Source organism: Kitasatospora sp. NBC_00240, assembly GCF_026342405.1.
GTDB lineage: Bacteria > Actinomycetota > Actinomycetes > Streptomycetales > Streptomycetaceae > Kitasatospora.
Window position 1 is genome coordinate 5,306,210 of sequence record NZ_JAPEMU010000001.1, and the last position, 13,694, is coordinate 5,319,903.

16 protein-coding genes are annotated in these 13,694 nt (G+C 73.2%); 7 read left to right on the top strand and 9 right to left on the bottom strand.

All coding sequences use genetic code 11. The annotated features are described in order from the left end of the window. Nucleotides 1–6: 6 nt before the first annotated feature. The 3 genes from OG689_RS22515 to OG689_RS22525 are packed head-to-tail and all read left to right on the top strand — an operon-like array spanning nucleotide 7 to nucleotide 1,890. A complete protein-coding gene (locus OG689_RS22515) occupies nucleotides 7–918 on the top strand; it encodes an NUDIX domain-containing protein (RefSeq protein ID WP_266322712.1) in 912 nt (303 codons plus the stop codon). Further along, the gene (locus OG689_RS22520; RefSeq protein ID WP_266322713.1) at nucleotides 881–1,072 is read left to right on the top strand and encodes a hypothetical protein; all 192 of its coding nucleotides are present in this window, start codon (nucleotides 881–883) and stop codon (nucleotides 1,070–1,072) included. The genes OG689_RS22515 and OG689_RS22520 overlap by 38 nt, the downstream gene beginning before the upstream one ends. Next, nucleotides 1,069–1,890, top strand: coding sequence for an MBL fold metallo-hydrolase (locus OG689_RS22525; protein ID WP_266322714.1), 822 nt, complete (start codon nucleotides 1,069–1,071; stop codon nucleotides 1,888–1,890). The genes OG689_RS22520 and OG689_RS22525 overlap by 4 nt, the downstream gene beginning before the upstream one ends. A gap of 107 nt (nucleotides 1,891–1,997) precedes the next feature. On the opposite strand, the gene OG689_RS22530 is transcribed toward OG689_RS22525, so the two are convergent. From OG689_RS22530 to OG689_RS22560, 7 genes are all read right to left on the bottom strand, one after another. Further along, nucleotides 1,998–2,672 carry a Crp/Fnr family transcriptional regulator gene (locus tag OG689_RS22530; RefSeq protein WP_073924653.1) on the bottom strand — a complete coding sequence of 225 codons (675 nt, stop codon included), beginning with the start codon at nucleotides 2,670–2,672 and terminating at the stop codon, nucleotides 1,998–2,000. Between the two features lie 314 nt (nucleotides 2,673–2,986). Next, nucleotides 2,987–3,874 (bottom strand): prohibitin family protein, encoded by an 888-nt coding sequence (locus OG689_RS22535; protein WP_266322715.1) that lies wholly within the window; start codon nucleotides 3,872–3,874, stop codon nucleotides 2,987–2,989. A 259-nt stretch (nucleotides 3,875–4,133) separates the two neighbouring features. After that, on the bottom strand, nucleotides 4,134–5,537 hold the full coding sequence (gene lpdA, locus OG689_RS22540; protein WP_266322716.1) for a dihydrolipoyl dehydrogenase: 1,404 nt from the start codon (nucleotides 5,535–5,537) through the stop codon (nucleotides 4,134–4,136). 272 nt (nucleotides 5,538–5,809) lie between these two features. Beyond that, nucleotides 5,810–6,286: a DUF1801 domain-containing protein gene (locus OG689_RS22545; RefSeq protein ID WP_266322717.1), complete on the bottom strand. Its 477-nt coding sequence runs from the start codon at nucleotides 6,284–6,286 to the stop codon at nucleotides 5,810–5,812. 176 nt (nucleotides 6,287–6,462) lie between these two features. Continuing rightward, nucleotides 6,463–6,639, bottom strand: a complete 177-nt coding sequence (locus OG689_RS22550) for a hypothetical protein (protein ID WP_266322718.1) — start codon at nucleotides 6,637–6,639, stop codon at nucleotides 6,463–6,465. A gap of 5 nt (nucleotides 6,640–6,644) precedes the next feature. Then, a complete protein-coding gene (locus tag OG689_RS22555) occupies nucleotides 6,645–7,109 on the bottom strand; it encodes an AraC family transcriptional regulator (RefSeq protein ID WP_266322719.1) in 465 nt (154 codons plus the stop codon). Between the two features lie 114 nt (nucleotides 7,110–7,223). Beyond that, nucleotides 7,224–7,634: a VOC family protein gene (locus OG689_RS22560; RefSeq protein ID WP_073924787.1), complete on the bottom strand. Its 411-nt coding sequence runs from the start codon at nucleotides 7,632–7,634 to the stop codon at nucleotides 7,224–7,226. A gap of 297 nt (nucleotides 7,635–7,931) precedes the next feature. Here OG689_RS22560 and nth point away from each other — a divergent pair, with 297 nt between their 5' ends. The 4 genes from nth (at nucleotide 7,932) to OG689_RS22580 (ending at nucleotide 12,020) form a co-directional block, all read left to right on the top strand. Beyond that, nucleotides 7,932–8,834 (top strand): endonuclease III, encoded by a 903-nt coding sequence (gene nth / locus OG689_RS22565; RefSeq protein ID WP_266322720.1) that lies wholly within the window; start codon nucleotides 7,932–7,934, stop codon nucleotides 8,832–8,834. Then, on the top strand, nucleotides 8,831–9,562 hold the full coding sequence (locus OG689_RS22570) for a CoA pyrophosphatase (protein ID WP_266322721.1): 732 nt from the start codon (nucleotides 8,831–8,833) through the stop codon (nucleotides 9,560–9,562). The genes nth and OG689_RS22570 overlap by 4 nt, the downstream gene beginning before the upstream one ends. 284 nt (nucleotides 9,563–9,846) lie before the next feature. Next, the gene (locus tag OG689_RS22575; protein WP_266322722.1) at nucleotides 9,847–11,031 is read left to right on the top strand and encodes a MarP family serine protease; all 1,185 of its coding nucleotides are present in this window, start codon (nucleotides 9,847–9,849) and stop codon (nucleotides 11,029–11,031) included. 287 nt (nucleotides 11,032–11,318) lie between these two features. Further along, a complete protein-coding gene (locus OG689_RS22580; RefSeq protein ID WP_266322723.1) occupies nucleotides 11,319–12,020 on the top strand; it encodes a metal-dependent hydrolase in 702 nt (233 codons plus the stop codon). A 58-nt stretch (nucleotides 12,021–12,078) separates the two neighbouring features. Here the strand turns inward: OG689_RS22580 and OG689_RS22585 are convergent, their stop codons facing one another. Together OG689_RS22585 and OG689_RS22590 are read right to left on the bottom strand one after the other, a co-directional pair. Beyond that, a complete protein-coding gene (locus OG689_RS22585; protein WP_266322724.1) occupies nucleotides 12,079–12,297 on the bottom strand; it encodes a hypothetical protein in 219 nt (72 codons plus the stop codon). Between the two features lie 366 nt (nucleotides 12,298–12,663). Further along, nucleotides 12,664–13,686, bottom strand: a complete 1,023-nt coding sequence (locus OG689_RS22590; RefSeq protein ID WP_266322725.1) for an alpha/beta fold hydrolase — start codon at nucleotides 13,684–13,686, stop codon at nucleotides 12,664–12,666. Between the last annotated feature and the right edge of the window lie 8 nt (nucleotides 13,687–13,694).

Below are 13,694 nucleotides of genomic sequence, written 5' to 3' on the forward strand. Positions count from 1 at the left end.
CCGGACATGGATCACCAGGCGAAGTCGCTCCCGATGCCGCCGTCCTGGCCTGCCCGGATCCGGGCGGTCGAGGCCGGCGAGCTGACGCCGCCGGTGCCCAAGCCCTCCGCGACGGTCGTCCTGCTGAGGGACGGCGCCGCCGGACCCGAGGCATACCTGCTGCGCCGGCGCGCCTCGATGGCCTTCGCCGCCGGGATGTACGCCTACCCGGGCGGCGGGGTGGACCCGCGGGATGCCGAGGCCGAGATCGGCTGGGCCGGTCCCGGCCCGCAGGAGTGGGGCGCCCGACTCGGGGTGGACCCGAGCACCGCGCAGGCGGTGGTCTGCGCGGCCGTCCGGGAGACCTTCGAGGAGGCCGGCGTCCTGCTGGCCGGCCCGGACGCCACCAGCACGGTGGCCCCGCGCGACTGGAGCGCGGAGCGGGCCGCCCTGGAGGCGCACGAGATCTCCTTCGCCGAGTTCCTCCGCAAGCACGGCCTGGTGCTGCGCAGCGACCTGCTGGCCGGCTGGGCCCGCTGGGTCACCCCGGCCTTCGAGGAGCGGCGCTACGACACCTGGTTCTTCGTCGCCGTGATGCCGCCCGGTCAGCTCGCCGCCCTTGAGGTCGGCGAGGCCGACAAGGTCGCCTGGCTCTCCCCGGCCGACGCCGTCCAGGGGCACGAGCAGGGCCGGTACGGCATGCTGCCGCCGACCGTGACCGTGCTGCGCGAACTGCTGCCGCTGCGTGCGGCCGCCGAAGCCCTGTCCGCGGCGAGCAACCGCGGACTGGACCCGATCCTCGGCCGGGCCGAGGTGGCGGGTGATCGAATGACGGTGCGATGGTCGGGGTATGAGGAGCTGACCATCGACGGACACTACCCCGAGGAAGGAACTTCGCCCGATGAACCACAACGACGTGGATCGCCGGACGGCACCTGAGCTGCCCGCCCGCGCCCTGACCTCCCACACCCTGACGCCCCGTGCGCTCGCCACCGACAGCGGCGGCCAGTGCGGCGACGAGCCCTGGCTGCGCCCGCTGACGCGCACCTTCCCGTCGCGCCGGCTGCATCGCAGCTGCGAGGGCGGCCGGTGAGCGGTCTTCTCCCGGGTGACCCCGCCGCCGTCGTCGGCGGCGAGGCCACCCCCCGGGCACATTGCGTGCTGGCGCCGAACCCGTCACCGATGACGCTGGACGGCACCAACACCTGGCTGCTCGCCGAGCCCGGCTCGGACCTGGCCGTGGTCGTCGACCCCGGCCCGCTGGACGAGGGCCACCTGCGCCACGTGGTGGAGACCGCCGAGCGGCAGGGCCGACGGGTCGCGCTGACCCTGCTCACCCACGGCCACCCGGACCACGCCGAGGGCGCGGCCCGCTTCGCCGAGCTGACCGGCACCAAGGTGCTCGCGCTGGACCCGGCGCACCGGCTCGGCGACGAGGGCCTGCGGCCCGGGCAGCGGCTGGAGGTCGGCGGCCTGGACCTGCGGGTGGTCGGGACCCCGGGCCACACCGCGGACTCGCTCACCTTCCACCTGCCCGCCGACGGCGCCGTCCTGACCGGCGACACCGTGCTGGGCCGCGGCACCACGATGGTCGCCCACCCGGACGGGCAGCTCGGCGACTACCTGGACTCGCTGCGCCGGCTGCACACCATGGCCTCCGAGCACGGTGTCCGTACGGTGCTGCCGGGCCACGGCCCGGTGCTCGCGGACGCGCTCGGCGCGGTGGACTACTACCTGGCGCACCGCGCGAACCGGCTGGCCCAGGTCGAGACCGCCGTGGAGGCCGGCTGCCGCACCGCACAGGAGGTGGTCGCCCGGGTCTACGCGGACGTGGACCGGGCGCTGTGGCCGGCCGCCGAACTCTCCGTACGCGCGCAGCTGCGCTACCTGGAGGACCACGGCCTGATCTGAGCGCCGGCCGGCCCGCCTGCCACGGCCGGGCACCCGCGCCCGGAAACGCCCGAGGGCCCGTACGCCGGTGGCGTACGGGCCCTCGTCGGTGCCGGTGACGGCGGGTGTCAGCGCGAGCGCCGGGACAGCCGCTCGACGTCCATCAGGACCACGGCGCGGGCCTCCAGCTTCAGCCAGCCGCGGCCGGCGAAGTCGGCGAGCGCCTTGTTGACCGTCTCGCGGGAGGCGCCGACCAGCTGGGCCAGCTCCTCCTGGGTGAGGTCGTGGGCGACGTGGATGCCCTCGTCGGACGGCACGCCGAAGCGGCGCGAGAGGTCCAGCAGGGCCTTGGCCACGCGGCCGGGCACGTCGGAGAAGACCAGGTCGGACATCACGTCGTTGGTCCGGCGCAGGCGGCGGGCGATGGCCCGCAGCAGCGCGATGGAGACCTCCGGGCGGGCGTGCAGCCAGGGCTGCAGGTCGCCGTGGCCGAGCCCGAGCAGCTTGACCTCGGTGAGCGCACTGGCCGTGGCGGTGCGCGGTCCGGGGTCGAAGAGCGACAGCTCGCCGATCATCTCGCTGGGGCCGAGCACCGCGAGCATGTTCTCGCGGCCGTCGGGCGAGGCCCGGTGCAGCTTGACCTTGCCCTCGGCGACCACGTAGAGGCGGTCGCCCGGGTCGCCCTCGTGGAAGAGGGACTCACCACGGGCGAGGGTCACCTCGGTCATGGAAGCGCGCAGCTCGCCGGCCTGCTCGTCGTCGAGTGCCGCGAAGAGTGCGGCGCGCCGCAGAACGTCGTCCACGTGCTTCCTCCTTCTCGGCCGTCCGCCTGTCGGGGCGGTCGGCGCAAGTCCGTACAGTGCTCTGCATCACCAAGCATGGCGCATGTCGCTCCGATCATATGAGGAGGGGGTGCGCCGGGGAGCACTGTACGGGGCCATTCGTACTCATCGGTTACATTTCGGCCCCGCTGGTCAGGGCCCGCCCGGCCGGGCGCGGGAGGCCGGTTCCGGCCCGGGCACGACGGCGCTCGTGGGTCGGTCGCGGGGCGGTCGTGGGTCGCTCGCGCGCTGGTTGCAGGCCGCGGCCCGGGCCGGACTCCGGCGTGGGGGCCCGGTCAGCGCTTGGTGCCGTCCACGATCACCGGGGTGCCCGCCGGGCCGCACGGGCTGGCGTAGACCGGGTTCTTCTCGGCCGCGGCCTTGAAGGCCTCGATGCACTGGCTGAGCAGGATCTTGTCGGTCAGCGAGTTGGCGATCACGCTGTTCGCGGCCGCGGTGCTCTCCGATTCGATCTTGCGCTTCTCCGCCTCGGCCTTGGCCGTCCGGGTGGCCGCCTCTGCCTGGGCGGTGGCCTGGTCCTGCTGGATCTTCTGGTCGATGGCCTTCTGCAGGCCGTCGCTGGGCTTGACGTTGCGCAGGTTGACGCCGTTCACCAGGATGCCGCGCGGGGCCAGCCGCTGGGTGATCAGCTGGTCGATCTCGGTGCTGATCGCCTCGCGCTGCGAGGAGTAGCCCTCCACGCCGGTGTGCTTGGCGAAGACGTTGCGGACGATCTCCCGGCTGTCCGGGTAGACCAGGCGTTGCTCGACGGCCTCGGCGCTGCCGGCCAGCTTGTACAGCGCCAGGGTGTGCTCGGGGTCGATGGACCACTTCACGGTGAGGTCGGCGTAGAGCACCCCGCCCTCGGAGGAGCGGACCTCCACCGTGTTGTCGCCGGTGAGGTTGAGGTCGGCCGGCCGGGTCGAGAATGTGGTGACGTCCGTCAGCGGCGACTTCAGGTGCAGGCCGGACTGCCAGGTCCCCCCGACCTTGCCCAGAGTGGTCGGCACGCCCACCTGGTACGGGGCCACCACGTACATGACCGTACCGAGCCCGACGAGCAGCCCGAGCACGCCGGACAGGAGACCGCCGAAGGTGGCCCAGCCGGACGTCGTCACCCGCCGCCGTCTGAGTATGAGCAGGACCAGGGCAACGGCGAGCAGCAGGATGGAAAGGAAGAGCATCGTCACATCTCTCGGATTCTGGTGCGGGACGGCCGCAGCCTAGGCAGCGGGACCGGCCCGGAGCGCCGAGTTCGGACGATGTTCATGAAAGGCGTGGACCACGGGTCCGTGGCGCCCCCGGACGGGCTCCTCGATCGGCTCGGCGGGGGCGTGAGGCGATCGGCTCGTCGGTTGCCGTGACGCGGCCGGGCCCGGCCTGCGGCAGGTGCCGCGGGCCGGGCCCGGTGATGCGGTGGCGGCCGTCCGGCCGCCCCCGGGATCAGAAGTTGATCATGTGCCCGGCGAGCCCGTGCACCGCTTCCTTCACGGCCTCGCCCAGGGTCGGGTGCGCGTGGATGTTGCGGGCGACCTCGTGCACGGTGAGGTCCCACTGCTGGGCCAGCGTCAGCTCGGGCAGCAGCTCGGTGACGTCCGGGCCGATCAGGTGGGCGCCGATGATCTCCCCGTACTTCGCGTCGCTGATCAGCTTCACGAAGCCGGTGGGGTCGCCGAGGCCGTGCGCCTTGCCGTTCGCGGTGAACGGGAACTTGGCGACCTTGACGTCGAAGCCCTTCTCGCGGGCCTGCGCCTCGGTCCATCCGAAACTGGCGATCTGCGGCTGGCAGTAGGTGGCGCGCGGGATCATCGGGTAGTCGAGCTCCATCGTCTCGGCGTCCGCGATCGTCTCGGCGGCGACCACGCCCATGGCCTCGGCGGTGTGCGCGAGCATCAGCTTCGCGGTCACGTCGCCGATCGCGTAGATGTGCGGCACCGAGGTGCGGCAGCGGCCGTCCACGTCGATCGCGCCGCGCTCGGTGAGCCGCACGCCGGTGGCCTCCAGGCCGTAGCCCGTGACGTTGGGCGCGAACCCGATCGCCTGCAGGACCTTGTCGGCCTCCAGCACCTGCTGCACGCCGTCCTTGCCGGTGACGCTCACCCGCACCTGCGGCCCGGACTCGTCGATCGACTCCACCCGGGTCGAGGTCAGGACGTCGATGCCGAGCTTGCGGTACTGCTTGGCCAGCTCCGCCGAGACGTCCGCGTCCTCCAGCGGGGCGATCCGGTCCAGGAACTCGACGACGGTGACCTTCACGCCGTAGTTGTGCAGCACGTACGCGAACTCGATGCCGATCGCCCCGGCGCCCGCGATCACGATCGAGCGCGGCACGTCCTCCGCCAGGATCTGCTCCTCGTACGTGACGACCCGCTCGCTGCGGCTGGTGCCGGGCAGCAGGCGGGGGGTCGCGCCGGTGGCGATGATGCAGTCGCCGAAGCCGATCGTCCGGGTGCTGCCGTCCGCCAGCGCGACCTGCAGGGTGTTCGCGTCGAGGAAGGTGCCGCGGCCGTCGAACTCGGCTATGCCGTTCTTCTTCATCAGGTAGTGGACGCCCTTGACCCGGCCGTCCGCGACCCGGCGGCTGCGCTTGAACGCCTCGTTGTAGTCGAAGGACACCTCACCGTCGACCTTGATCCCGAAGGTCTTCGCCTCATGGGTGAAGATGTGGGCCAGCTCGGCGTTGCGCAGCAGCGCCTTGGTCGGGATGCAGCCGACGTTCAGGCAGACGCCGCCCCAGTACTTCTCCTCGACCACCGCGACCCGCTTGCCCAGCTGGGCGGCGCGGATGGCGGCCACGTAGCCGCCGGGGCCCGCACCGAGTACGACGACGTCGAACTGCTCGTCCATGGGGGAGTTCCTTCCGATGAGGGTTTGTTCAGCGCCGGCCGGGTGGGCTGTCCACCCGTCCGGGCGGCTTCGGACACCGTCCGGCTCAAGAAGATCACACCGGGCCCCGCGGGGGCGACGAGACGGTCGCATCCCCGTCTGCCAGGGCGCGCACGCCCGCGCTCCGCGCCCCCTGACCCATGATCCACGAGCCGGACCGCCACGGCCCGCCGGGGCCGCCAGCCCCTCTCGGCGCCGCCCCCGGCGTGGCGCCTCCGGCGTCCGGCCTGCCCTCAGCCCACCGCCCTCCTGACCAGCTCGGTGATCTGCGCCTCGGCGGCGGCGGTCAGCTCGGTCAGCGCGAAGGTGGTCGGCCACAGGGTGCCGTCGTCCAGGGCCGCCTGGTCGCTGAAGCCCAGCGTGGCGTAGCGGGACTTGAACTTCTGCGCGCACTGGAAGAAACAGACGATCTTGCCGTCCTTGGCGTACGCGGGCATTCCGTACCAGAGCTTGGGGGTGAGGTCCGGCGCGGTGGCCCTGACGATGCCGTGCACCCGTTCGGCGAGCAGGCGGTCCGCCTCCGTCATCTCGGCGATCTTCGCGAGCACCTCGATCTCCGGATCCGGCTTGGCCGCCTTCGAGCCGCGGGACTTGACCGCCTTCAGCTCCTGGGCGCGCTCCTTCATCGCGCTGCGCTCCTCGTCCGTGAAGCCGTCGTACTTCTCGGCGGCTGCGGTGGTGCTCGTGCCGGACGTCCGGGTGCTCTTCATTGCGGTTCCTCTCGGACAGGACAGGACAGGGCAGGGCAGGGCAGGGCAGGGCAGGGCAGGGCAGGGCAGGGCAGGGCAGGGCAGGTGGTTCATCGGGTCGTCGGTGCATCGTGCGTCGGTGCGTGTGCGTGCGGGGTCCTGCGCGCGCGTCGTCCGTGGTGCGTCGGCGGCGAGGATCAGGCCGCGGGCACCGGCGAGGCGGCCTCCCGGGCGAACCCGTCCGGATCGCTGAACGGGCCGGCGTCGCCGCTGAGCACCAGCCGGTGCGAGCCGTTGCCGTCGATCGGGACACCGATGTCGTCGGCGGCCGCGAGGCCGGCCACCTCGATGGCGAGGGACTCGACGGTTGCCATGACAGTCACGCTGGTTGGGGCTCGGAGGCGAGCGCTTCTCGATTCCTGACCGGTCCGCTCCGGTGTTCCGCCGGCCTCGGCGGCAACCCCACGGCCGGGCCCGCGGCCCGGTGCCGGAAGGCGGCGGGCGGCAGGCCGACCAGCTCGGTGAAGCGGGCGCTGAAGACGCCCGGCGAGGCGCAGCCGACCGCGGACCAGACCTCGGCCGCGCCGAGGTCCCCGCACCGCAGCAGCGCCTTGGCGTGCTCGATGCGACGCGCCGTCAGATAGGCGTACGGCGAACGGCCGTAGGCGAGCCGGAACTCCCGGCCGAGCTGCCCGGCCGGCATCTCCACGCTGCGGGCGAGCGCCACCACGTCCAGCGGCTGCTCGTACTCCCGGTCGATCCGGTCCCGTACGCGGCGCAGCCGCGCGAGGTCGTTCAGGTGCTGCGCCGCGATGCGTGCGCGATGCCACCCGGGACGGCACATGTGAGGACTCCTTCTTCTCGTCGGTGTCCGCGGGCACCCTGGGTGTCCGCCGGGGCAGGCGGCAGGGTGCCCGCCGGCTGTGCGGCGGCCGAGCCGGTCGGCCGGCCGGCCGGCTCAGCCCACCTCCTGGATGCGGACCAGGTTGCCCGCGGGGTCCCGGAAGGCGCAGTCGCGGATGCCGTACGGCTGCCGGGTCGGCTCCTGGACCACCTCGGCGTCGCCGGCCTGCAGCTTCTCGAAGGTGCCGTCGAGGTCCCGGGTGGCCAGCAGGATCCAGCCGTAGGTGCCCTTGGCCATCATCTGGGTGATGGTGCGGCGCTCCTCCTCGGTGATCCCGGGGTCGGCGGCCGGCGGCGCCAGCAGGATGGACGTGCCGGGCTGGCCGGCGGGGCCGACCGTGATCCAGCGCATCGTCCCGGTCCCGACGTCGCTGCGGACCTCGAACCCGAGCACGTCGCGGTAGAACGCCAGGGACGCCTCCGGGTCGTCGTGCGGGAGGAAGCTGGTGTGAATGGTGATGTCCATGGCCGTCACCGTAGCGGCGGCCCGGTGGCCGGCGCTTCTCGAATCCTGATGTGTTCCGCGGCCTGTTCCCCCCCGGCGTGTGTGCGGGCATTCGCGAAGCCGCGCAACCTGCCTGGCGGTGCGTCAATCAAGATCGGCGCGGCCGCGCCGGACGCTTGCGAAGCGGTCCGGCCCGCCGGCCCGGCCGTCGGACGGTACCCGCCCGGCTCCGGCTCGGGACCGGAGCCGGGCGCCGATCGTCCGGCCGTCCTCGTGAACGAGCTTCGTGGGCCCGCTCCCGCGGCGTAGCCTTCGTGCATGGCAGAGAGCAAGGTCCGCAAGGCGGCCGCGCCGGTGGCGAAGAAGGTCACGAAGCCGGTGACGAAGCCGGCCGCGAAGCCGAGGAAGCCGGAGTCGCACCTGGCGATGGTGCGGCGGGCCCGGAAGATCAACCGTGAGCTGGCGGAGCTGTACCCGTACGCGCACCCGGAGCTGGACTTCGAGAACCCCTTCGAGTTGCTGGTGGCCACCGTGCTGTCGGCGCAGACCACCGACCTGCGGGTGAACCAGACCACGCCGGCGCTGTTCGCGAAGTATCCGACGCCGGAGGACATGGCGGTGGCGGTGCCGGAGGAGCTGGAGGAGATCATCCGGCCGACCGGCTTCTTCCGGGCCAAGGCCCGCTCGCTGCTCGGCCTCTCGGCCGCCCTGCGGGACCGCTTCGACGGCGAGGTGCCCGGGCGCCTGGAGGACCTGGTCACCCTGCCCGGAGTCGGCCGGAAGACCGCGAACGTGGTGCTCGGCAACGCCTTCGGAGTGCCGGGTATCACCGTCGACACCCACTTCGGGCGGCTGGCGCGACGCTTCGGCTGGACCGCCGAGGAGGACCCGGAGAAGGTCGAGGCGGCGGTCGCCGAGATCTTCCCGAAGTCCGAGTGGACGATGCTCTCGCACCGCGTGGTCTTCCACGGCCGGCGGGTCTGCCACTCCCGCAAGCCCGCCTGCGGGGCCTGCCCGATCGCCCCGCTCTGCCCCTCCTACGGGGAGGGCGAGACGGACCCGGAGAAGGCGCGGAAGCTGCTGAAGTACGAGCTGGGCGGGCAGCCCGGCCAGCGGCTGCGGCCGCCGGCCGGCTACCCGGGACAGGCCGCGGCGCCCGGCGCGGGCGGGGCGGCAGGCTCTGGAGCCGCCGCCGGCGACGGGCAGGGGGAGGTCGCATGAGCACGCGGATCGAGCGGGACGGCCTGCCGGCCTGGCTGCTGCCCGTCCGGGACGCGGCCGAGACCGTCCGGCCCGAGCAGCTGAGCCGGTTCCTGCCGCCGACCGAGGGGGGCCGGCCCTCCGCGGTGCTGATGCTGTTCGGCGAGGGGCCGTCCGGTCCGGATCTGCTGCTGATCGAGCGGGCCCGCTCGCTGCGCTCGCACGCCGGCCAGTCGTCCTTCCCCGGCGGCGCGCTGGACCCGGAGGACGGCGACCCGCACGGGCCCGGGCCGGTCGCGGCGGCGCTGCGCGAGGCCTGGGAGGAGACCGGCCTCGATCCGTCCGGCGTGCAGGTGTTCGCGACGCTCCCGGCGCTGTACATCCCGGTCAGCCGGTTCGTGGTCACGCCGGTGCTCGGCTGGTGGCGGCGGGAGAGCCCGGTCGGGCCGGTGGACCAGGCCGAGACCGGCGCGGTGTTCCGGGTACCGATCGCCGAGCTCACCGACCCGGCCAACCGGGCCAGGCTGCGGCACCCCTCGGGTCACCTCGGTCCGGCCTTCGCGGTCGCCGACCGGCTGGTCTGGGGATTCACGGCAGGGGTGATCGACCGGGTGCTGCACCACAGCGGCCTGGAGCGCCCCTGGGACACCACCAGGACGCTGGCCCTCTCCGAGGAGGCCATCGACCTTGCCCAGGCCAGTCTCGGCCGCTCCGGGGCCCTGCTGGGCGACACCCCCGCGGCCGGATAACCGCCGGACAACCCCCGAAGAGCCGCTGGACAAAGTTTCCGGAGAGCGGCCGGACAACCCCCGAAGAGCCGCCGGACAAGTTTTCGGAGAGCGGCCGGACAACCCCCGAAGAGCCGCCGGACAAGTTTTCGGAGAGCGGCCGGAGAAGCCGCTGGAGAGTCGCCGGACACCCTCGGATGCCCGGGTCGTCCGGGGTCGTCCGGGGTTGTCCGGACGCTCACGGGGCAGGAGCGGTTCACCGAGCCTGGTGCCCGCCCGGCGCGAGGCCGTGGGAGGGTGTCCGGGTGAACGTCCTGGATCTGCTGTTGATCGTCGCCGCGATCGGCTTCGCCGTGTCCGGGTACCGGCAGGGATTCGTGGTGGGCGTCCTGTCGGTCCTGGGCTTCCTCGGCGGCGGCCTGATCGCCGTCCAGTTGCTCCCGCTGCTGCTCAGCCACCTCAGTCCGGGGACCACCGCCTCGGTGGTCGCGGTCGTGGTGGTGATCGTGCTGGCGGCGATCGGGCAGGCGGTCACCACGCACTTCGGCTGGAAACTGCGCGGCCACATCGACCGCAAGCCGGCCAAGGTGCTGGACGCGGCCGGCGGGTCGGTGGTCAACGTGATCTCGATGCTGCTGGTGGCCTGGCTGATCGGGTCCGCCCTGGCCGGCACCTCGCTGCCGACCGTCTCCAAGCAGGTCCGGACGTCCGTGGTGCTCGGCGGTGTCCAGGACACCCTGCCGGGTGACGCCCCGAACTGGTTCTCCGACTTCTCCAAGGCGCTCGCCCGCAACGGCTTCCCGCAGGTCTTCAACCCCTTCGAGCACGAGCCGATCACCGAGGTCTCGCCGCCCGATCCGGCCCTGGCCGCCGGCCCCGCGGTGGCGAAGGCCAGGCAGTCCCTGGTGAAGGTGGTCGGCACCGCGACCTCCTGCGGCAAGACCCTGGAGGGCAGCGGGTTCGTCTACGCCCCGCACCGGGTGATGACCAACGCCCACGTGGTCGGCGGCGTCGACGAGCCGACCGTGCAGGTCGGCGGCGTCGGGCCGCTCTACGACGCCACGGTGGTCAGCTACGACTGGCAGCGCGACATCGCGATCCTGGACGTCCCCAAGCTCAACGCCCCCGCGCTGGCCTTCGCCGGCGAGGCCCGGACGAACGACAACGCGGTCGTGGCGGGGTTCCCCGAGAACGGCGCCTTCAACGTCCAGCCGGCCCGGATCCGCGGCCGGATCCAGGCCAACGGGCCGGACATCTACCACCGCGGCCAGGTCGTCCGCGACGTGTACTCGGTGCGTTCGCTGATCCGCCAGGGCAACAGCGGCGGGCCGCTGCTCACCCCGGACGGGCAGGTGTACGGCGTGGTCTTCGCCAAGTCGCTGGACAGCGCCGACACCGGATACGTGCTCACCGCCGCCGAGGTCCGTGGGGACGCCGAGAAGGGCGCCACGGCCACGGCCAGGGTGGACACCGAGGGCTGCGCGCTCTGACCCGGCCCGGCGGCCGGCGCACCGGCGGCCAGGCCTGCGGACCCCAGGACCCCAGAACTCCGGGACTCCGGGGCTCCGGGGTCCAGGCGTACGGGTGCCCCGGGCGGGTATCCGTACGCCTGGACGCCTCCGACGGCGTCCGCCGGCGGCCCGGGCGCTGCTGATAGCGTCGGCGCGGCCCACCCGCCCGGCCCTGCCGGCCCTGGTGGTGGACCCGCCGGGGCGTCGTACGGCGACGTGACGGAAGCGGCGCCCGAAGGGGAGCACGCGACGAGGGGGAGCACGCCATGATGGGTCACTCGCACGCGGTCAGCGGGGCGATGCTGTACGCGGCCTCGGCGCCGTTCCTGCCCCCGCTGCTGCTGCACACCACGCTGCAGCCCGCCGACATACTCATGGGCACGGTGCTCTGCGCGGGCGCGGCCCTGCTGCCCGACCTCGACCACCACGACGGGACGATCGCCAACTTCCTCGGCCCGATCTCCAGGGCGCTCTGCCGCTTCGTCGCCTGGATCTCCGGCGGGCACCGGCACGCCACCCACTCGCTGCTGTTCGTCGCGCTGATGGGCGCGGGCAGCTGGGCGGGTGTGACCTTCCTCGGCCGCAACTTCACCCTGGGCCTGACGTTCTTCCTGCTCGCGCTGGCGATCCGGGCGCTGCGACTGCACCCGCCCGGCGACGGACCGGCGAGCTGGATCACGATCATCGGTCTCGCCGCGCTGGGTACGGCCGGCCTCAACAAGTGGATGCCGAGCGCGCCGGGCTGGCTGCCGTACGCGGTGGTGCTGGGCACACTGGCCCACCTGCTGGGCGACTGTCTCACCAAGAAGGGCGCGCCGCTGCTCTGGCCCCACAAGGAGCGCTACGAGCTGGTGCTGATCAAGCGCAGCGGCAACAGCGTGGAGACCAAGGTGCTGGTGCCGATCATGTCGGTGGCGACCTTCGTCCTGCTCTGGTTCACGGTGCTGTCGCCGGGCGTCATCGGCTGACCGGGCGGCGGTCCTCCGGGGCGGCGAGCCGCCCCGGAGGCGCGGCGGCTCGGGGCCCTCAGGTGTCGCGCCGCAGGCGGGCGCCGACCCAGCGGGCACGGCGGCCGATGATGCGGGGGATGCCGAGCGGGCTCGGGCCGCCCTGGCCGGACCGGTGCTCCGGCCCGTCGTAGCCGAGGTCGTCCGTCCAGTCGGACCGGTGGACGAGGCTCTGCGAGCTGTGGCTGGTACGGCGTCGACTGCGCGGCGCTGCGCTGCGATCGGGCATCCAGGTCATACCGGAAAGATGCCCCTGGGCCGCTTGGAGTAACCACCTGGCGGGGTCTCGAATTGGCCTATGCGTTTGTCATATGAGCGCAACATAAAGACAGTTGATGGGGCGAAGCCCGCCGCCTCCGGTGGTCGACCCGTCCGGCCCCGGTGGGCGGCCACTGCCGGGCGTCCGAGACCATCTGCCCGGTTCTCGGCGTCACCGGCCCGGTTCCCGGCGTCACGGGCCCGGTTCCCGGCGTCACCGGCCCGGCCCTCGGAGGGCCGGTCCGGCCGAGCGCGACCGTGCGGCGCCGTACCGTTCGGTCCTTGCTCCGGTCTCTGCGTCGGCTCGCGAGCAGGTCTCGCGTCAGTCCTCGCGTCAGTTCTCGGGTCAGTCCTTGTGCTGGCCGATCCAGTCGATCAGCTCCGCCGAGAACTCCTCCGGCGCCTCCTCGTGCGGGAAGTGCCCGACCCCCGGCATCAGCCGCCACCGGTAGGGAGCCGTCACGTACTCGCCGCCGCCGAGCGCGGTGTGCGACAGCAGGACCGGGTCGGCCGCGCCCTGGACGTGCAGGGTCGGCGCGGTGATCGGCTTCTTCATCCGGCGGGCGAACTGGATGCCGTCCGGCCGGGCCATCGAGCGCAGCAGCCAGCGGTACGGCTCGATCGAGCAGTGCGCCGTGCTGGGGATCTGGATCGCCTGCCGGTACGCGGCCACCGCCGCGCGGTCCAGCTGGTTGGGGCCCGTCCAGGCGTCGAGGTAGCGGCCCACCAGCGCACCGTCGTCGGCGACCAGTCGGCGTTCCGGTATCCACGGGCGCTGGAAGCTCAGCACATGCTCGAAGGCGGCCAGCTGGCGGCGGTCGGTGAGCAGCGCCCGGCGCAGGTCCCGGGGGTGCGCGGCGGAGACCGCCGTCAGGCTCTGGATCACCGAGGGCCGCATCACGGCCGCCACCCAGGACAGCGTGCCGCCGGAGGCGTGGCCGACCAGGTGCGCCCGCCGCTCGCCCAGCGACCGGATCACGCCGGTGATGTCCAGGGCCAGGTTGCCCGGGTCGTACCCGCGCGGCGTACGGTCGCTGCCGCCGATGCCCCGCAGGTCCAGCGCGACGGCGCGGTAGCCGGCCTCGGCCAGCGCGGTCATCTGGTGGCGCCAGGCCCACCAGTACTCCGGCCAGCCGTGCACCAGCAGCACCAGCGGGCCTTCACCGAGCTCGGCGATGTGGAACCGGGCCCCGTTGGCCGCGAGGTCGCGGTGCGTCCACGGCCCGGCCTGCCGGATGCTCCAGTCGGCCGCGGCGTCGCCGGCGGAGCGTCCCGGACCGGGGACTCCCGGGACGGCATCGCCGGGGAGGTCACCGGAGGACGGCTGCGACGGCTGGGGCTGGGGCACGGGCTTCTGGTCGAGCGGCATAGCGAGAG

Coding starts and splice junctions, on each gene's coding strand:
- OG689_RS22520 (WP_266322713.1), top strand. CDS start 881: ATGAACCACAACGACGTGGATCGCCGGACGGCACCTGAGCTGCCCGCC.
- OG689_RS22585 (WP_266322724.1), bottom strand. CDS start 12,297: ATGACCTGGATGCCCGATCGCAGCGCAGCGCCGCGCAGTCGACGCCGT.
- lpdA (WP_266322716.1), bottom strand. CDS start 5,537: ATGGACGAGCAGTTCGACGTCGTCGTACTCGGTGCGGGCCCCGGCGGC.
- OG689_RS22545 (WP_266322717.1), bottom strand. CDS start 6,286: ATGAAGAGCACCCGGACGTCCGGCACGAGCACCACCGCAGCCGCCGAG.
- OG689_RS22570 (WP_266322721.1), top strand. CDS start 8,831: ATGAGCACGCGGATCGAGCGGGACGGCCTGCCGGCCTGGCTGCTGCCC.
- OG689_RS22550 (WP_266322718.1), bottom strand. CDS start 6,639: ATGGCAACCGTCGAGTCCCTCGCCATCGAGGTGGCCGGCCTCGCGGCC.
- OG689_RS22590 (WP_266322725.1), bottom strand. CDS start 13,686: ATGCCGCTCGACCAGAAGCCCGTGCCCCAGCCCCAGCCGTCGCAGCCG.
- OG689_RS22560 (WP_073924787.1), bottom strand. CDS start 7,634: ATGGACATCACCATTCACACCAGCTTCCTCCCGCACGACGACCCGGAG.
- OG689_RS22515 (WP_266322712.1), top strand. CDS start 7: ATGGATCACCAGGCGAAGTCGCTCCCGATGCCGCCGTCCTGGCCTGCC.
- nth (WP_266322720.1), top strand. CDS start 7,932: ATGGCAGAGAGCAAGGTCCGCAAGGCGGCCGCGCCGGTGGCGAAGAAG.
- OG689_RS22535 (WP_266322715.1), bottom strand. CDS start 3,874: ATGCTCTTCCTTTCCATCCTGCTGCTCGCCGTTGCCCTGGTCCTGCTC.
- OG689_RS22580 (WP_266322723.1), top strand. CDS start 11,319: ATGATGGGTCACTCGCACGCGGTCAGCGGGGCGATGCTGTACGCGGCC.
- OG689_RS22555 (WP_266322719.1), bottom strand. CDS start 7,109: ATGTGCCGTCCCGGGTGGCATCGCGCACGCATCGCGGCGCAGCACCTG.